This is a genomic window from Cedecea neteri (genome assembly GCF_000758305.1).
Lineage (GTDB): Bacteria > Pseudomonadota > Gammaproteobacteria > Enterobacterales > Enterobacteriaceae > Cedecea > Cedecea neteri_C.
Genome location: NZ_CP009458.1, coordinates 2,175,003 through 2,192,676 on the forward strand (window position 1 = coordinate 2,175,003; position 17,674 = coordinate 2,192,676).

At 54.6% G+C, this 17,674-nt stretch carries 15 protein-coding genes; 12 read left to right on the top strand and 3 right to left on the bottom strand.

Going from position 1 to position 17,674, the window contains the following annotated elements:
• Positions 1-72: 72 nt before the first annotated feature.
• The 7 genes from clpP (at position 73) to LH23_RS10175 (ending at position 8,256) form a co-directional block, all read left to right on the top strand.
• Positions 73-696, top strand: a complete 624-nt coding sequence (clpP, locus tag LH23_RS10145) for an ATP-dependent Clp endopeptidase proteolytic subunit ClpP (protein WP_008454616.1) — start codon at positions 73-75, stop codon at positions 694-696.
• A gap of 131 nt (positions 697-827) precedes the next feature.
• Positions 828-2,102 (top strand): ATP-dependent protease ATP-binding subunit ClpX, encoded by a 1,275-nt coding sequence (clpX, locus tag LH23_RS10150; protein ID WP_008454617.1) that lies wholly within the window; start codon positions 828-830, stop codon positions 2,100-2,102.
• 177 nt (positions 2,103-2,279) lie between these two features.
• Entirely contained in the window at positions 2,280-4,634 is a 2,355-nt protein-coding gene (gene lon / locus LH23_RS10155; RefSeq protein ID WP_008454618.1) for an endopeptidase La, read from the top strand.
• 209 nt (positions 4,635-4,843) lie between these two features.
• Complete coding sequence (gene hupB, locus LH23_RS10160) at positions 4,844-5,116, top strand: nucleoid-associated protein HU-beta (protein ID WP_008454620.1); 273 nt, start codon at positions 4,844-4,846, stop codon at positions 5,114-5,116.
• Between the two features lie 236 nt (positions 5,117-5,352).
• Positions 5,353-7,227: a peptidylprolyl isomerase gene (gene ppiD, locus LH23_RS10165; protein ID WP_039290786.1), complete on the top strand. Its 1,875-nt coding sequence runs from the start codon at positions 5,353-5,355 to the stop codon at positions 7,225-7,227.
• Between the two features lie 139 nt (positions 7,228-7,366).
• On the top strand, positions 7,367-7,723 hold the full coding sequence (locus tag LH23_RS10170; RefSeq protein ID WP_039290788.1) for a ComEA family DNA-binding protein: 357 nt from the start codon (positions 7,367-7,369) through the stop codon (positions 7,721-7,723).
• 131 nt (positions 7,724-7,854) lie between these two features.
• On the top strand, positions 7,855-8,256 hold the full coding sequence (locus LH23_RS10175) for a YbgC/FadM family acyl-CoA thioesterase (RefSeq protein WP_008454627.1): 402 nt from the start codon (positions 7,855-7,857) through the stop codon (positions 8,254-8,256).
• Between the two features lie 144 nt (positions 8,257-8,400).
• Here LH23_RS10175 and queC read toward each other — a convergent pair whose 3' ends face one another.
• Positions 8,401-9,096 carry a 7-cyano-7-deazaguanine synthase QueC gene (gene queC, locus LH23_RS10180; RefSeq protein ID WP_039290790.1) on the bottom strand — a complete coding sequence of 232 codons (696 nt, stop codon included), beginning with the start codon at positions 9,094-9,096 and terminating at the stop codon, positions 8,401-8,403.
• 74 nt (positions 9,097-9,170) lie between these two features.
• Positions 9,171-10,874 (bottom strand): SgrR family transcriptional regulator, encoded by a 1,704-nt coding sequence (locus LH23_RS10185; protein WP_039290792.1) that lies wholly within the window; start codon positions 10,872-10,874, stop codon positions 9,171-9,173.
• 94 nt (positions 10,875-10,968) lie between these two features.
• Here LH23_RS10185 and cof point away from each other — a divergent pair, with 94 nt between their 5' ends.
• The gene (gene cof, locus LH23_RS10190; protein ID WP_039290795.1) at positions 10,969-11,793 is read left to right on the top strand and encodes an HMP-PP phosphatase; all 825 of its coding nucleotides are present in this window, start codon (positions 10,969-10,971) and stop codon (positions 11,791-11,793) included.
• Between the two features lie 34 nt (positions 11,794-11,827).
• Here cof and LH23_RS10195 read toward each other — a convergent pair whose 3' ends face one another.
• Positions 11,828-12,874 (bottom strand): PLP-dependent cysteine synthase family protein, encoded by a 1,047-nt coding sequence (locus tag LH23_RS10195; RefSeq protein ID WP_039290799.1) that lies wholly within the window; start codon positions 12,872-12,874, stop codon positions 11,828-11,830.
• 115 nt (positions 12,875-12,989) lie between these two features.
• Between LH23_RS10195 and LH23_RS10200 the strand changes: the two genes are divergently transcribed.
• From LH23_RS10200 to glnK, 4 genes are all read left to right on the top strand, one after another.
• The gene (locus tag LH23_RS10200; RefSeq protein ID WP_039290800.1) at positions 12,990-13,451 is read left to right on the top strand and encodes an Lrp/AsnC family transcriptional regulator; all 462 of its coding nucleotides are present in this window, start codon (positions 12,990-12,992) and stop codon (positions 13,449-13,451) included.
• Positions 13,452-13,524: 73 nt separating this feature from the next.
• Positions 13,525-15,306 carry a SmdA family multidrug ABC transporter permease/ATP-binding protein gene (locus LH23_RS10205; RefSeq protein ID WP_039290802.1) on the top strand — a complete coding sequence of 594 codons (1,782 nt, stop codon included), beginning with the start codon at positions 13,525-13,527 and terminating at the stop codon, positions 15,304-15,306.
• Positions 15,296-17,071, top strand: coding sequence for a SmdB family multidrug efflux ABC transporter permease/ATP-binding protein (locus LH23_RS10210; RefSeq protein WP_039290805.1), 1,776 nt, complete (start codon positions 15,296-15,298; stop codon positions 17,069-17,071). Before LH23_RS10205 ends, LH23_RS10210 begins: the two co-directional genes overlap by 11 nt.
• Positions 17,072-17,331: 260 nt before the next feature.
• Positions 17,332-17,670, top strand: a complete 339-nt coding sequence (glnK, locus tag LH23_RS10215) for a P-II family nitrogen regulator (RefSeq protein WP_002891893.1) — start codon at positions 17,332-17,334, stop codon at positions 17,668-17,670.
• The last annotated feature ends 4 nt before the right edge of the window (positions 17,671-17,674 follow it).

A 17,674-nucleotide genomic window follows, 5' to 3' on the forward strand; every position in this document is an offset into this window, starting at 1 on the left:
AAGGAACATAGTCAATATCCTGCGTCTCAAGTAGAATCAGTACAGTAGGCTTAATTACTCCAGGAGACGGACATGTCATACAGTGGCGAACGAGATCAATTAGCACCCCATATGGCCCTGGTGCCGATGGTTGTTGAACAAACATCCCGCGGCGAACGTTCATACGATATCTATTCTCGTCTGCTTAAGGAGCGCGTCATCTTCCTGACCGGTCAGGTAGAAGATCATATGGCTAACCTGATTGTGGCGCAGATGCTGTTTCTGGAAGCAGAAAACCCGGAAAAAGATATCTATCTTTACATCAACTCTCCGGGTGGCGTAATTACGGCCGGGATGTCGATTTACGACACCATGAAGTTTATTAAGCCGGACGTCAGCACCATTTGTATGGGCCAGGCTTGCTCTATGGGTGCATTCCTGCTGACCGCTGGGGCAAAAGGTAAGCGTTTCTGCCTGCCGAACTCCCGCGTCATGATTCACCAGCCGCTGGGCGGCTATCAGGGCCAGGCGACGGATATCGAAATCCACGCTAAAGAGATCCTGAAAGTGAAAGCACGTATGAACGAGCTGATGGCGGAACATACGGGCAAATCGCTTGAACAAATCGAGAAAGACACCGAGCGCGATCGTTTCCTCTCCGCAAGCGAAGCGGTAGAGTACGGTTTAGTCGATTCGATCCTGACTCACCGTAACTAATGCCCGAAGCTTTAGGCCGCTATACTATAGTCAAAGTCGCGGCCTGACTTAACGCTTCACTATCGGCTGCGCCGTAGAATGGCACTTGTGCTACCGGTGGTAGCACACAGAAAAGAGAAGAGGTTTTACTGATGACAGATAAGCGCAAAGACGGTTCAGGCAAACTGCTGTACTGCTCTTTTTGCGGCAAAAGCCAGCATGAAGTGCGCAAGCTGATTGCCGGGCCGTCAGTGTATATCTGCGATGAGTGTGTCGATTTATGTAACGACATCATTCGCGAAGAGATTAAAGAAGTTGCGCCGCACCGTGAACGCAGCGCGCTGCCAACGCCGCACGAAATTCGCCACCATCTTGACGATTATGTTATCGGTCAGGAGCAGGCTAAAAAAGTGTTGGCGGTTGCGGTTTACAACCACTACAAACGTCTGCGTAACAGCGACACGTCCAACGGCGTTGAACTGGGTAAAAGTAACATCCTGCTGATCGGCCCAACCGGTAGCGGTAAAACGCTGCTGGCAGAAACGCTGGCTCGCCTGCTGGATGTGCCATTTACCATGGCCGATGCAACCACGCTGACCGAAGCAGGTTACGTTGGCGAAGACGTTGAAAACATTATTCAAAAGCTGCTGCAGAAATGCGACTACGACGTACAGAAAGCCCAGCGCGGCATCGTGTACATCGATGAGATCGATAAAATCTCCCGCAAATCTGATAACCCGTCCATCACCCGTGACGTGTCCGGTGAAGGCGTGCAGCAGGCGCTGCTGAAACTGATTGAAGGCACCGTGGCTGCCGTTCCACCTCAGGGTGGCCGTAAGCATCCACAGCAGGAGTTCCTGCAGGTTGATACCTCCAAGATTCTGTTTATCTGCGGTGGTGCATTTGCAGGCCTGGATAAAGTTATCGCTAACCGCGTGGAAACGGGTTCTGGTATCGGCTTCGGCGCAACGGTAAAAGCGAAGTCTGAGAAAGCCAGCGAAGGCCAGCTGCTCGGCCAGGTTGAACCAGAAGATCTGATCAAATTCGGTCTGATCCCTGAATTCATCGGTCGTCTGCCGGTTGTCGCAACCTTAAGCGAACTGAGCGAAGACGCGCTGATCCAGATCCTGAAAGAACCGAAAAATGCCCTGACCAAACAGTATCAGGCATTGTTCAATCTGGAAGGCGTAGAGCTGGAATTCCGTGATGAAGCGCTCGACGCGATTGCGAAGAAAGCGATGATCCGTAAAACCGGTGCTCGTGGCCTGCGTTCCATCGTGGAAGGCGCGCTGCTGGACACCATGTACGATCTGCCATCTCTGGATGACGTGGAAAAAGTGGTGATTGACGAGTCCGTCATCGCTGGCCAGTCCAAGCCGCTATTAATTTATGGTAAGCCGGAAGCGCAACAGGCATCCGGTGAATAATTCGCCAGAATAACCAGTCAGTTAATAAGAAAATGGGGGATTTTATCCCCCATTTATTTTTCCTGCATTCCCACAGTTGAATGTCCAGGAAACAGCCCCATATACTGATTTACTTGTTGGTGGAGCGAGAAGCGTTCACCAAATCACCTGGCGGACATTAAACTAAGAGAGAGCTCTATGAATCCTGAGCGTTCTGAACGCATTGAAATCCCCGTATTGCCATTGCGCGATGTGGTGGTTTATCCGCACATGGTTATTCCACTGTTTGTCGGGCGTGAAAAATCCATTCGCTGCCTGGAAGCTGCAATGGACCATGATAAGAAAATCATGCTGGTGGCGCAGAAAGAGGCTTCGACGGATGAGCCAGGTGTTAACGACCTGTTCACTGTAGGTACCGTTGCTTCAATTCTGCAGATGCTGAAACTGCCTGACGGTACGGTAAAAGTACTGGTAGAAGGGCTTCAGCGCGCACGTATCACCACGCTGTCTGACAACGGCGACCATTTCTCTGCGCAGGCGGAGTACCTGAACTCGCCGGCGATTGAAGAGCGCGAGCAGGAAGTCCTGGTTCGCACCGCAATCAATCAGTTTGAAGGCTACATCAAACTGAACAAAAAAATTCCACCAGAGGTACTGACGTCGCTGAATAGCATCGACGATCCTGCACGTCTGGCCGATACCATTGCCGCCCATATGCCGCTTAAGCTGTCGGACAAGCAATCTGTGCTTGAGATGTCCGATATCAACGAGCGTCTTGAATACCTGATGGCGATGATGGAGTCGGAAATCGATCTGCTGCAGGTTGAGAAACGCATTCGCAACCGCGTTAAAAAGCAGATGGAAAAAAGCCAGCGCGAGTACTATCTGAATGAGCAAATGAAGGCGATTCAGAAAGAACTGGGCGAAATGGACGATGCGCCTGATGAAAATGAAGCGCTGAAGCGCAAAATTGACGCGGCGAAAATGCCGAAAGAAGCGCGCGAGAAAACCGAAGCCGAGCTGCAGAAGCTGAAAATGATGTCGCCGATGTCTGCGGAAGCCACCGTGGTTCGCGGCTACATCGACTGGATGGTGCAGGTTCCGTGGAACGCCCGCAGCAAGGTCAAAAAAGATCTGCGTCAGGCGCAGGAAATCCTCGATACCGACCATTACGGTCTGGAACGTGTGAAAGATCGCATTCTGGAATACCTCGCAGTCCAGAGCCGCGTGAACAAGCTGAAAGGGCCAATTCTGTGCCTGGTTGGGCCGCCGGGGGTAGGTAAAACCTCTCTGGGTCAGTCCATCGCTAAAGCCACGGGTCGTAAATACGTGCGTATGGCGCTGGGCGGCGTGCGTGATGAAGCGGAAATCCGTGGTCACCGCCGGACTTACATTGGCTCTATGCCGGGTAAACTGATTCAGAAGATGGCCAAAGTCGGGGTAAAAAACCCGCTGTTCCTGCTGGATGAAATCGACAAGATGTCTTCCGACATGCGCGGCGATCCTGCATCTGCGCTGCTGGAAGTGCTTGATCCAGAACAGAACGTGACGTTTAACGATCACTACCTGGAAGTGGACTACGATCTCAGTGACGTGATGTTTGTGGCGACCTCTAACTCCATGAACATCCCGGCGCCATTGCTGGATCGTATGGAAGTGATTCGCCTGTCCGGCTATACCGAAGACGAAAAGCTGAACATTGCCAAACAGCACCTGCTGCCGAAGCAAATTGAGCGCAATGCCTTGAAAAAAGGCGAGCTGAAAGTGGATGACAGCGCCATTGTGGGCATTATCCGCTACTACACTCGCGAAGCGGGCGTCCGTAGCCTGGAGCGTGAAATCTCCAAGCTGTGCCGTAAAGCGGTTAAACAGCTGCTGCTGGACAAATCACTCAAGCACATCGAAATCAACGGCGACAACCTGAAGGATTACCTTGGGGTGCAGCGCTTTGATTACGGCCGTGCCGACAGTGAAAACCGCGTAGGGCAGGTGACCGGGTTGGCGTGGACGGAAGTGGGCGGCGACTTGCTGACCATCGAAACCGCCTGCGTGCCGGGTAAAGGCAAGCTGACTTATACCGGTTCCCTCGGTGAAGTTATGCAGGAGTCTATCCAGGCGGCGCTGACCGTCGTTCGTGCTCGTGCGGAAAAACTGGGTATTAACGGTGATTTCTACGAGAAACGTGATATTCACGTTCACGTGCCAGAAGGGGCGACGCCGAAAGACGGCCCAAGCGCCGGTATCGCAATGTGTACCGCGCTGGTGTCCTGCCTGACGGGGAACCCGGTTCGTGCCGATGTGGCAATGACAGGTGAAATTACCCTGCGTGGCCAGGTGTTGCCGATTGGTGGCCTGAAAGAGAAACTGCTGGCAGCGCACCGTGGCGGCATCAAAACCGTGCTAATCCCGGACGACAATAAGCGCGATCTGGAGGAAATTCCGGACAACGTGATTGCAGACCTGACTATTCATCCTGTGAAGCGTATTGAGGAAGTTCTGGCCCTCGCGCTGCAGAATGAGCCTTCTGGCATGCAGGTTGTCACCGCAAAATAGTGACCTGACGCAAATACAGTCAATAAAATTAGGGCTGGTAAGTGAATTGTCACTTGCCAGCTTTTTTTTGTGTCGCTAATTTAGTTGCTGGCTGAGCTTATCGTCCACAACTCCTGTTGTAAGGGCATGACGAGCCTGTTATAACTGCTGCGCGGTCGCGCCTGAGGGATATCAGGTGCGATATAAATTATAAAGAGAGGAAGAGAAGAGTGAATAAATCTCAACTGATAGACAAAATTGCCGCAGGTGCTGATATTTCTAAAGCCGCGGCTGGACGTGCGTTAGATGCTGTTATTGCTTCTGTTACTGAATCTCTGCAGTCCGGGGAAGACGTAGCACTGGTAGGTTTTGGTACCTTTGCTGTTAAAGAGCGTGCTGCCCGTACCGGCCGCAACCCTCAAACCGGTAAAGAAATCACCATCGCCGCAGCAAAAGTACCAGGCTTCCGTGCTGGTAAAGCGCTGAAAGACGCTGTTAACTGATTTATTAGCCCCGACTGACTGGGGTAGATGGTGTCAGGTATCGCAGGGGCGCATCGTTTGATGTGCCTTTTTTATTGCCTGAAGCCGAATTTTACGCAGGTGTTGATGATTTGCAGCGGGTTTCTTGTCACAATACGCCCTTGCGCGCAGCACAGGGCAGCTTGAGTCATTAGGGATGCCAGCTTAGCGCCTGCGCAGGTTTACCAAGTCATACTACAGCGGAGTGTTGTTACACCATGATGGACAATTTACGAGCGGCGGCTAACCATGTCGTGCTCAAGATCATTCTGGGTTTGATTATCTTGTCATTCGTTCTGACTGGCGTGGGTAGCTACCTGACTGGCGGTAACAATAATTATGCCGCAAAAGTAAATGGCCAGGAGATTGGTCGTGGTCAGTTCGAAAATGCCGTAGCGAACGAACGTAATCGCCAGCAGCAGCAACTGGGCGATCAGTTCTCCGTTCTCGCCGGTAACGAAGGCTACATGAAGCAAATGCGTCAGCAGGTGCTCAACCAGCTGATTGATGAAGCGCTGCTTGACCAGTACGCCAAACATCTGGGCCTCGGCATCAGCGACGAGCAGGTGAAAATGGCTATCTTCAGCCAGCCTGCCTTCCAGAATAACGGTAAATTCGATAACGCTCGCTATAACGCCATCATCGGCAACATGGGATTAACTGCCGACCAATATGCACAGGCGCTGCGTAATCAGCTCACCACCGACCAGTTGATCAAAGCCGTGGTCGGCACCGACTTTATGCTCACTGGTGAAACCGACGAGCTGGCAGCATTGGTCTCTCAGCAGCGCGTCGTGCGTGAAGCCACTATCGATGTGAAAGCGCTGGCCGCGAAGCAAGACGCTTCCGAGCAGGAAATTAACGCCAACTACGAGCAGAACAAAAACCGCTACATCACCCCTGAACAGTTTAAAGTCAGCTACATCAAGCTGGACGCTGCTTCCATGCAGGAAGAGGCCAGTGATGCAGACGTTCAGGCTTACTACGATCAGCACAAAGATGAATTCACCCAGCCGCAGCGCAACCGCTACAGCGTGATTCAGACCAAAACCGAAGACGAAGCGAAAGCGATTCTCGACGAGCTGAACAAGGGCGGCGATTTTGCCGCGCTGGCGAAGGCCAAATCGGCTGATATTATCTCTGCCCGCAACGGTGGTGACATGGGCTGGCTGGAAGCCTCCACCACGCCTGACGAACTAAAAAATGCCGGCCTGAAAGAAAAAGGCCAGCTGTCCGGCGTCGTGAAATCTTCCGTTGGTTTCCTGATTGTTCGTCTGGATGATATCCAGCCAGCCGTTGTGAAGCCGCTGGCGGAAGTCCGCGACGGCATCGTGGCGAAAGTGAAGCAGGAAAAAGCCGTTGATGCTTACTATGCGCTGCAGCAGAAAGTCAGCGATGCCGCGAGCAACGACAACGAATCTCTGGCAAGCGCCGAGAAAGTCGCGGGCGTTAAAGCGGTTGAAACCGGTTGGTTTGGTCACGACAACCTGCCTGAAGAGCTGAACTTCAAACCAGTTGCCGATGCTATCTTCAGCGGCGGTCTGGTGGGTGAGAACGGTTCGCCGGGCAGCAACTCAGACATTATCACCGTTGATGGCGATCGCGCTTTCGTACTGCGTGTTTCCGAGCACAAAGCCGAAGCAGTTAAACCTCTCTCTGAAGTGCGTGACCAGGTGATTGCTGCCGTGAAGCAGCAAAAAGCTGAGCAGCAGGCGAAGCTGGATGCCGACAAGCTGCTGAATGCGCTGAAACTGGGCAAAGGCAGTGACGACATGAAAGCCGCTGGCCTGAGCTTCGGTGAAGCGAAAACCCTGAGCCGTACCGGGCAGGATCCGATCAGCCAGGCCGCCTTTGGGCTGCCTTTACCGGCGAAAGACAAGCCGAGCTATGGCGTCGCCAATGATATGCTGGGCAACGTAGTGCTGCTGTCTCTGGATGAAGTGAAAGCAGGCTCAATGCCGGACGAGCAGAAAAAAGCGATGGTGCAGGGGATCACCCAGAACAATGCCCAGATTGCTTTTGAAGCGCTGATGTCCAACCTGCGTAAAGAAGCGAAGATTAAACTGGGCGATATCATCGACCAACAGCAGTAATCCTCGCAAATATTTGCAACGCAGTGTAATACCTGAAGGCCGCTTTCGCGGCCTTTTCCACATTTTAAATCCGGTGTTTGTTCCTGATTTTTATCCTCGCTATGGTGACCGGGCTGTCAACATACATGGAGGACACAGCATGACATCAGGCATCAAAGCATTTTCACTTTCACTCGTTCTGGCCGGTTTACTTGGCTGCGCCCCGGCGCATGCCGCCGCAGAAAAAGCGGGTTCGGCTCCGGCCAGCACGGCAGCAACGCAGCCTAAAACTGCCCCTGCCAAAACGGCGGAGCAAGGTGAGGGGCTGGTGAGTATCAATAGCGCCCCGGCGGAAGAACTTGCCCAGAAAATGAACGGTGTGGGATTGAAAAAGGCACAGGCCATCGTCAACTACCGTGACGAATTCGGCCCGTTTAAAACGCTCGATCAGCTGCAGGAGGTCCCGGGCATTGGCGCATCGCTGGTGGAACGTAACCTGGCTCGCATAAAACTTTGAGTTTACGTGCTCAGGCTTCCACCTGAAGAAGAAAGTTTGCTACGCTGAGTTAGAGGTCATACCAGTTTCTGGGGTATGACCTCGCTTACCTTCACCCGATGACAACAAAAACAGAACAAGGGCTTCGCGCTATGCAGACACATATCAAAGTTCGTGGATACCACATGGATGTCTACCAACACGTTAACAACGCTCGTTATCTCGAGTTTCTCGAGGAGGCCCGTTGGGAAGGGCTGGAAAAAACGACAGGCTTCCAGTGGATGACGGAACACAACATCGCTTTTATCGTAGTGAACATCAATATTAGCTACCGCCGTCCGGCGGTGCTTGGGGACCTGCTGCGCATTGACAGCAAACTCCAGCAGATTAACGGTAAAAGCGGTGTGTTGAGCCAGGTGGTAACGCTGGAGCCTGAAGGCGAAGCCGTGGCCGATGCTCTGCTGACCTTCGTCTGTATTGATTTAAAGACGCAAAAGGCCGTTCCGCTGGAAGGTGAACTGCGTGAGAAACTGGAACAGATGATGAGTGCCTAAAATTGCTGACAAAGAGGGAAAAAGCGTGGTTTTTCCCTCTTTGTGATTATCAGCCGAAAATCAATAAATTGATTTTCCTGTCTTTTTTACAAACCGTCAGGTATTTCTTCTATCGACAGAGGCTTGTGACCACGCCGTTATGTTTTATTTGAGGCCAGTTTTTTGCTTCATTGCAGCCATGACTGCGGGTTTGTTGGCCAGATAGTGATTCAGGCCATTAGCTCGCAGGTTGCAGGCGGCGCATTCGCCACAGCCGTCACCCTGGATGCCGTTGTAGCAGGTCAGTGTTTCCTGACGGACCGTTTCCAGGCTCTGCCAGTAATCGGCCAGTGCCCAGGTTTCCGCTTTGTCCAGCCACATCAGCGGCGTTTCAAAGCGGATATCTCTTGCCATCCCGAGGCTAACCGCGTGGTTCAACGCTTTGACGAACTCGTCGCGGCAGTCAGGGTAGCCAGAGAAATCCGTTTCGCAGACGCCAGTTATCACGGATTCCGCTTCAACCTGGTAAGCGTAAATCGCCGCCAGAGTCAGGAACAGGATGTTGCGGCCCGGTACGAACGTGCTTGGGATGCCTTTATCCTCTGGGTTGTAACCCGGCACCGGAATGCTGTCTCGCGTCAGGCTGCTCACCGCCAGTTCGTTCAGCAGGGTAACGTCCAGGACTTTATGCGCACGGGCGCCAAGCTTTAACGACAGCTTTTGGGCCACATCAATTTCTGCCCGATGGCGCTGGCCATAATCAAAGGTCACGCAGTGGACTTCGTCGTACTGCTGTAAGGCCTGAATCAGGCAGGTGGTGGAGTCCTGTCCGCCGCTGAAAACCACGACTGTACGTTTCATTCTCTATCCTGTCGTTCATAAGGGTGTCTGGAAAAGGGTATGGTAACGCCCTGCCAGGGTGTGAGCCAGCTTCTTCACGCCATTCCCGGCGGCGGGAGCCAGGCTTCACAAAAATCAAACCAGCCCCAGGCGTTCAGTTCAATGCCATTCACGCCGGGTGGGGCGCTTATCTGGTAGCGATAATTAAACAGCGGCGTGACCACGGCCTCCCGCATCAGGCCATGAAAAACTTCTTTCAGAGCTTCATTACGTGTATGGGAAGGAGGGGACGCCTGCACGGCATCCAGCGTGGCCTGCAGGTGCGCGTAATGCCCGGCGCTTAATAAATTGGGCCACAGTACATCGCTGCGCAGCCATTGCTCAAGGGTGTATTCCGGGGCCTCACCAATCAACCTGTCGCCCATCACGATATCTGCCTGGACTAAATCTTCGCAGCCAGCCCAGGTTTTGGCGTCATGAAAAATCACCGTCAGTTCGCAGCCGCGCTCTGCCAGATAGTGCCTCAGCTGAAGAGCCATCGCATGAAGCTCGACCGGCAAATGGTAAACCAGCGTCAGTTTTTTCGGTAACGTGACGGCTGTGTGCGTATCCCAGCCGGGAATCTGCCAGCCAGGGATCATCTCCCGATTAGGCGTGATCAGCTCACTGTTAAGCGGCAGCGTAGCGATCATCTCCGGCTCCCGGACAATCTGCATGATTGTTCTGGCCTGCTCTGCGCTGAGCCTTCCCTGTGGCCTGATCCCCAGATAGCAAAAACCCAGGCTGATGCTATTACTAACCGGGCGCAGGTTCTCCAGCTCATCCTGCTGGCCGATGGCGATTTGCACCGGATGCAGGCAGCTTGTGCCGAGCGTGGTTTCGAAGAGCTGTGGGGTGATCCAGTATTCGATGGCTTTCAGCAGCGGGTGTTTCAGATGATAGCTTTCAAAGCTTTCCAGTCGCACCAGGTTCGGCTTGAAGCTGACAATGCGGAATGGGCCGCAGCCCAGCTGTGTATCCTGCGGGTGGGCCAGGCGGCTGCAGTAGCTCGCCAGACGATGCGCGAGCCAATAGTCCGGCCGATGCAAAATAAAGCGCAGGCACTGCGCGTGAGGGATCTCAATACGTTTGACGCTGATAAACAGCCGCCGCAGGGTGGGCAGCTCCAGCAACATCATCAGTCGCTGTTGAAGCTGATGGGTTTCTACGGGCTCGCCGTTGTGCCAGTGCAGGGTCGAGCGAATAAAAAAGTCCCAGCAAAGACCATTGTTGGATATTTGCCAGTGATGGGCGAGGTCAGGCTGGGGCTCCGGGCTTTCACGGGTAAAACGCGTGAGGCCGGAAAACACCTGCCCGGCGAGATGCTGCTCGGCCCGACCCGGCAGAAAACCAGGGGCGACGGGATCGAGAGGGCGGTAATAAGGAATACGCAGCGTCGGGACATCGTTTTGCCACTGGCCGCCAAGGAACGGCTGTAATAGCTGGCGAAGCTGTTCCGGCGCAAGCTGGGCCAGCTCCAGCGCGTTCTGATGCTGGCCCTTATCCAGAACTTGCTCCATCATGCCGGAACGGACATTTTCCGGTGAAACCAGAAACGTCAGGTCACCGCGTTTGCCGCGGCCAGACTGTGCGCGCCAGCGCAGCCAGCCCGCGTCTTCAAGCTGATTAAGCAGCGTCCTGACGTGACGATCGCTACAAAAGCAGCGCTCGGCAAGCTCAGCAACGGTCACCTGCTGCGGTTCCCCGCCGGAAGGCTGCCATAAACGCTGGAACTGATTGAGCCGATTCAGAAGTCGCATAATAAACCCGGAACATTTTTTCCCAAGTATTCACTATTAGTTCCGTATATTCCAGAGGATACTTTTGCCTGTCACGATCACTTCTGGAGTAACCATGGCTCGTCTGGCTGCATTTGATATGGACGGCACGCTGCTGCTGCCCGACCATCACCTTGGGGAAGCAACCCTGAATACGCTGAAGCGCCTGCGTGAAGAGCGCCAGATAACCCTCGCTTTTGCAACCGGCCGCCACGAGCTGGAGATGCGCCATATCCTCGGCAAGATCGATCTGGACGCTTTCCTGATCACCGGCAACGGCACACGTATTCACAGCATGGAAGGTGAGTTAATGCACCGCAACGATCTCTCGCCGTGGGCGGTAGAGACAGTGCTGCACGGACATTGGGACACGGAAGCGAGCATGCATGCCTTTAACGATTCAGGTTGGTTAACCAGCCATGAAATCCCGGAAATGCTTCACGCACACGTATACAGCGGTTTCCGGCCACATATCGTCGATCTTCGTACTTTACCGGCGCACGAAGTCACCAAGATCTGCTTCTGCGGCGATCACGACGATTTGTGCCGCCTGCGCATTCAGCTCAATGAAGCGCTGGGCGATCGCGCATTTCTTTGCTTCTCGGCCATGGACTGCCTGGAAGTGCTGCCGGTGGGCAGCAACAAAGGCGCAGCGCTTGGCGTACTGAGCACCCACTTAGGTTTGACTCTGCAGGATTGCATGGCATTTGGCGACGCGATGAACGACCGCGAAATGCTCTCGGCGGTTGGGCACGGCCTGATTATGGGCAACGCCATGCCGCAGCTGAAAGCGGATTTACCCCATCTGCCGGTTATCGGCCACTGCCGTAACCAGGCGGTCTCGCACTATTTGACGCACTGGCTGGACACTCCACATCTCACCTATTCCCCCGAATATTGAGACCTTACAGCACCGGGCATTTAGCCCGGTTTTTTTATTTAATCAAACAGCCAATCTCAGCCTTAAACGGAGAAAGATCGCCAATATGATCGTTGACCCAGGCTGAATTGTAGTAGGACTCAAGGTAGCGTTCGCCGCTGTCGCAAAGCAGCGTCACAATTGAACCGCTCCGGCCTTCCTCACGCATTCTCGCGGCAAGCTGCAGCACGCCCCACATATTGGTGCCGGTTGAGGCGCCCACTTTACGGCCAAGCTGGGATTCCAGCCATTGCATAGTGGCGACGCTGGCGGCGTCCGGTACGCGCATCATCTCGTCAATCACATCAGGAATAAACGAAGGCTCGCAGCGCGGGCGTCCAATACCTTCGATTTTACTGCCGACATCGCTTTTCAGGCCGCAGTCGCGCTGCTGCCAGTAATCAAGAAATACTGAATTCTGGGGGTCGACGACCACCAACTTTGTGTTGTGGCCCTGGAAGCGAAGATAACGACCAATGGTGGCGGAGGTGCCGCCGGTCCCCGCGCTCATCACGATGTAATCCGGTACCGGATGCGGCTCATGGGTCATCTGGCGGAAAATACTGTCGGCGATATTGTTGTTTCCGCGCCAGTCGGTTGCCCGCTCGGCGTAAGTGAACTGATCCATATAATGGCCGTTCAGCTCACGGGCAAGCATTTCAGAAGCGGCGTAAATTTCGCAGGCGCTGTCTACAAAGTGGCAGCGGCCGCCGTAGAATTCGATTTGTTCAATTTTGCGTTTTGCTGTGCTGGCGGGCATCACGGCAATAAACGGCAAGCCAAGCAGGCGAGCAAAATAGGCTTCTGACACCGCCGTTGAACCAGAGGAGGCTTCGATAATAGTAGTGCCTTCTTTAATCCAGCCGTTACACAGCCCGTACAGGAACAGAGAGCGCGCGAGACGGTGCTTCAGGCTGCCGGTCGGGTGGGTGCTCTCATCCTTCAGATACAGCTGAATACCCGGAAAAGCGGGCAAAGCCAGACGGATAAGATGCGTATCCGCAGAGCGTTGATAGTCGGCGTTGATCTCGCTGATGGCGTTGGTTACCCAGGTGCTGGTCATGGAAAATTCTCATTTATCAATTTGTGCTTAGCGTAATCCAAAGTCCGGATAAAAAAGTTGCCATTTTGCCTGTTTAGCGTTTCCATTAGAGAAAATATTTCTCTCTGGTGGTCTCATGATAGATAAAATTGACCAAAAGCTGCTGGCGATGCTGCAGCAGGACTGTACCCTGTCTTTGCAGGCGCTGGCGGATGCCGTTAATCTGACCACCACCCCGTGCTGGAAACGCTTAAAACGCCTGGAAGACGAAGGCTATATTCGCGGCAAAGTGGCGCTGCTGGACCCGGAAAAACTTGGCCTGGGCCTGACGGCTTTTGTGCTGATTAAAACCCAGCAGCACAGCAGCGAGTGGTACTGCAAATTTGTCTCGGTGGTGGAAGCCATGCCCGAAGTACTGGGGTTCTGGCGCATGGCTGGCGAATACGACTATCTGATTCGGGTTCAGGTGGCCGACATGAAGCGGTACGACGACTTTTATAAGCGGCTGGTGAACGGCATCCCGGGATTAAGCGATGTCACTTCGAGTTTTGCCATGGAACAGATAAAATACACCACAGCATTACCTCTAACTTCCTGATTCCGCACTGGCGGAACAGTAGCCTTCACTCTTTTGCCCTGGCCGGCAGGCAGCATTTCAGGATCTAAACTTCGTGCGATTATTTGCTCAATTAAGCTGGTACTTCACCCGCGAGTGGCGACGCTACCTCGGCGCGGTGGCATTGCTTATTATCATCGCTATTTTACAGCTCGTGCCGCCAAAAGTGGTGGGCGTGATTGTGGATGGCGTCGTGCAGCAGCGTCTCTCCTCTCAGCAGGTGCTGATGTGGATTGGCCTGATGCTGCTTATTGCCGTAGTGGTTTATCTGGTGCGCTATGTCTGGCGTGTTCTGCTGTTCGGGGCGTCTTACCAGCTTGCGGTTGAGCTGCGGGAAAACTATTACCGCCAGCTAAGCCGCCACCACCCTGAGTTTTATCTCCGCCACCGTACCGGCGACCTGATGGCGCGCGCGACTAACGATGTCGATCGCGTGGTATTCGCCGCGGGGGAAGGGGTGCTAACGCTGGTAGACTCGCTGGTCATGGGGCTGGCGGTGCTGATCGTCATGTCCACTCAAATCAGCTGGCAGCTCACTCTGCTGGCGCTTTTGCCAATGCCGATCATGGCCGTGGTGATCAAACGCGACGGTGCCCGTTTGCACGATCGCTTCAAAGTGGCGCAGGCTGCGTTCTCAGCCTTAAACGATCGTACTCAAGAAAGCATGACCAGCATCCGCATGATCAAGGCGTTCGGCCTTGAAGACAGGCAGTCGGCGCTGTTTGCCGCCGAAGCTCAGGATGCCGGGGCGAAGAACATGCGCGTTGCGCGTATTGATGCCCGTTTTGATCCCACCATTTATGTGGCGATTGGGGCCGCAAACCTTTTAGCCATCGGCGGCGGAAGCTGGATGGTTATCGACGGCGCGCTTACCCTGGGGCAGCTCACAAGCTTTGTGATGTACCTCGGTCTGATGATCTGGCCAATGCTGGCGCTGGCCTGGATGTTCAATATTGTCGAACGAGGAAGTGCGGCCTACAGCCGTATCCGCGCGATGCTGGAAGAAGAGCCGGGCGTGGTCGACGGTGATAAAACGCTGCCGGAAGGGCGGGCTGAACTGGTGGCTGCGATTCGACAGTTCCACTACCCGCAGACAGCTCAGCCGACGCTGCAAAACGTCAACTTCACCCTTAAACCGGGTGAAATGCTTGGCCTGTGCGGGCCAACGGGGTCCGGTAAAAGCACGATTCTCGCGCTGATCCAGCGTCATTTCGACGTGGAAGAGGGCGATATTCGCTACCACGATATTCCGCTCACGGCGCTGAAAATTGACGGCTGGAGAAGCCGCCTGGCTATCGTGAACCAGACGCCATTCCTGTTCTCTGACACCGTAGCCAGCAACATTGCGCTGGGTAAGCCGGGTGCAACGCAGGAGGAGATTGAGCATGTCGCTCGCCTGGCCAGCGTCCATGAAGATATCCTGCGCTTGCCGCAAGGGTACGACACCGAAGTGGGTGAGCGTGGGGTCATGCTTTCCGGCGGGCAAAAACAGCGCATTTCTATTGCCAGGGCGCTGCTGCTTGATGCCGAAATCCTGATCCTGGATGACGCGCTTTCCGCAGTAGATGGCCGCACCGAGCACCAAATTCTGCACAACCTGCGCGAGTGGGGCGAACATCGCACGGTTATTATCAGTGCCCACCGCCTGTCGGCATTAACGGAAGCCAGCGAGATCCTGGTGATGCAGCACGGACATATTGCCCAGCGCGGCAGCCATGACGCGCTGGCGTCTCAGTCGGGCTGGTATCGGGATATGTACCGTTACCAACAGCTGGAGGCCGCGCTGGACGAAGCGCCGGAGCAGGAAGAAGTCAGGGAGAACGCCAATGAGTCGTAAACAACAGTGGCCTACCATTAAGCGCCTGCTGGCTTACGGATCGCCGTGGCGCAAACCGCTGGGCGGAGCGATGCTCATGCTTTGGGTCGCGGCTGCCGCTGAGGTTTGCGGCCCGGTATTGGTGAGCTATTTCATTGATAACCTGGTGGCGAAAAACCAAATGCCGCTTGGCCTCGCGGCCGGACTGGCGGTGGCTTATATCCTGCTGTCAATCAGCGCCGCAGGACTGCACTATCTTCAGGCGCTGCTGTTTAACCGGGCGGCGGTGGGCGTGGTGCAAAAACTGCGTACCGATGTCATGGACGCTGCACTGCGTCAGCCGCTGAGCGCGTTTGACACGCAGCCGGTAGGGCAACTGATCTCGCGCGTAACAAACGACACCGAAGTAATTCGCGATCTGTATGTCACCGTTGTGGCAACGGTACTGCGCAGCGCGGCGCTGATTGGCGCTATGCTGGTGGCGATGTTCACGCTTGACTGGCGCATGGCGCTGGTGGCGATAACTATCTTCCCGGCGGTGATCGCCGTGATGTTTATCTACCAGCGCTACAGCACGCCGATTGTGCGCCGGGTCCGCGGCTATCTGGCGGACATTAACGACGGGTTTAACGAAGTTATCAACGGCATGAGCGTGATTCAGCAGTTTCGCCAGCAGGCCCGCTTCGGCGAACGCATGGGGCAGGCAAGCCGTTCTCATTATCTCGCACGCATGCAAACCCTTCGGCTCGACGGCTGGCTTCTGCGGCCGCTGCTGAGCCTGTTTTCGGCGATGATTCTGTGCGGCCTGCTGATGCTGTTCGGCTTCACCTCGCGCGGCACCATCGAAGTTGGCGTACTGTATGCCTTTATTAACTATCTTGGCCGCCTGAACGAACCGCTGATCGAGCTGACTACCCAGCAGTCCATTCTGCAGCAGGCGGTGGTGGCCGGGGAGCGCGTGTTTGAGCTGATGGACGGCAAACGACAGGATTACGGCAATGACAATCGGCCCCTCGCCAGCGGCGCTATCAGCGTCGATAACGTCTCATTTGCCTACCGGGGCGATCGCCTGGTGCTGCAGGACATTAATCTGGAAGTGCCTTCGCGCAGCTTTATTGCCCTGGTCGGGCATACCGGCAGCGGGAAAAGCACCCTGGCCAACCTGCTGATGGGCTATTACCCGTTAACGAAGGGTGAAATACGCCTCGATTGCCGGCCGCTGGACTCCCTCAGCCATGAAACGCTGCGTCGCGGCGTGGCGATGGTGCAGCAGGATCCGGTGGTGATGGCCGATTCGTTCTTTGCCAACGTAACCCTGGGACGGGATATTAGCGAAGAAATGGTCTGGCAGGCACTGGAGACGGTTCAGCTTGCCGAACTGGCGCGTGCACTGCCGGAAGGCATTCATACCCGCCTGGGTGAGCAGGGGAACAATCTCTCCGTTGGTCAGAAGCAGCTGCTTGCTCTGGCGCGCGTGCTGGTTGAAGCGCCGCAGATCCTGATTCTTGATGAGGCTACGGCAAACATCGACTCCGGGACCGAGCAGGCGATCCAGCGGGCGCTGGCGGCGGTACGTCAGCACACAACCCTGGTGGTGATTGCCCATCGTTTGTCCACTATTACCGACGCCGACACGATTCTGGTGCTGCATCGCGGTCAGGCCGTGGAACGCGGCACGCACAGCGAACTGCTGGCGCAGCAGGGCCGCTACTGGCAAATGTATCAGCTTCAGTTAGCGGGCGAGGAACTAGCCGCCTCTGCACAGGAAGAATCGCTCACGGCCTGATGCACCACAACCATGCAATGGGCCGCATAAAAACCTTCGCTTCTCCGCGTTGGTGCAAAATGAAAACGCATCCTGCACTGCAGTGGTGCGTTTTTTCTTTTCAGACTAATCCCGCCCGATCTCACTCCCTGACCCGGCTTTCCTGTAACCCGCCTGAAGCCTGAAAACGTGCTGAATCACCCTGATTTTCTATTCCTGGCATGGGCTTTGCTTTGCTCTCTACGTGCAGGTAACGACCTAATTCTGAGTGGAGAGAATTTATGAAGCTGGTAACCGTGGTAATCAAACCGTTCAAGCTTGAAGACGTGCGTGAAGCGCTCTCTTCAATCGGTATTCAGGGGCTTACCGTGACCGAAGTTAAAGGTTTCGGCCGCCAGAAAGGCCATGCGGAGCTTTACCGTGGTGCCGAGTACAGCGTCAACTTTCTGCCGAAAGTAAAAATCGATGTTGCTATTGCTGACGACCAGCTCGATGAAGTTATCGACGTGATCAGCAAAGCCGCCTACACCGGCAAAATCGGTGATGGGAAAATCTTCGTTGCAGAACTGCAACGCGTTATTCGTATTCGTACCGGCGAAGCCGACGAAGCCGCTCTGTAACTGC

Excerpts from the sequence above, each read along its gene's own strand:
- clpP (WP_008454616.1), top strand. The coding sequence starts at position 73 with ATGTCATACAGTGGCGAACGAGATCAATTAGCACCCCATATGGCCCTG.
- clpX (WP_008454617.1), top strand. The coding sequence starts at position 828 with ATGACAGATAAGCGCAAAGACGGTTCAGGCAAACTGCTGTACTGCTCT.
- lon (WP_008454618.1), top strand. The coding sequence starts at position 2,280 with ATGAATCCTGAGCGTTCTGAACGCATTGAAATCCCCGTATTGCCATTG.
- ppiD (WP_039290786.1), top strand. The coding sequence starts at position 5,353 with ATGATGGACAATTTACGAGCGGCGGCTAACCATGTCGTGCTCAAGATC.
- LH23_RS10170 (WP_039290788.1), top strand. The coding sequence starts at position 7,367 with ATGACATCAGGCATCAAAGCATTTTCACTTTCACTCGTTCTGGCCGGT.
- LH23_RS10175 (WP_008454627.1), top strand. The coding sequence starts at position 7,855 with ATGCAGACACATATCAAAGTTCGTGGATACCACATGGATGTCTACCAA.
- queC (WP_039290790.1), bottom strand. The coding sequence starts at position 9,096 with ATGAAACGTACAGTCGTGGTTTTCAGCGGCGGACAGGACTCCACCACC.
- LH23_RS10185 (WP_039290792.1), bottom strand. The coding sequence starts at position 10,874 with ATGCGACTTCTGAATCGGCTCAATCAGTTCCAGCGTTTATGGCAGCCT.
- cof (WP_039290795.1), top strand. The coding sequence starts at position 10,969 with ATGGCTCGTCTGGCTGCATTTGATATGGACGGCACGCTGCTGCTGCCC.
- LH23_RS10195 (WP_039290799.1), bottom strand. The coding sequence starts at position 12,874 with ATGACCAGCACCTGGGTAACCAACGCCATCAGCGAGATCAACGCCGAC.
- LH23_RS10200 (WP_039290800.1), top strand. The coding sequence starts at position 12,990 with ATGATAGATAAAATTGACCAAAAGCTGCTGGCGATGCTGCAGCAGGAC.
- LH23_RS10210 (WP_039290805.1), top strand. The coding sequence starts at position 15,296 with ATGAGTCGTAAACAACAGTGGCCTACCATTAAGCGCCTGCTGGCTTAC.
- glnK (WP_002891893.1), top strand. The coding sequence starts at position 17,332 with ATGAAGCTGGTAACCGTGGTAATCAAACCGTTCAAGCTTGAAGACGTG.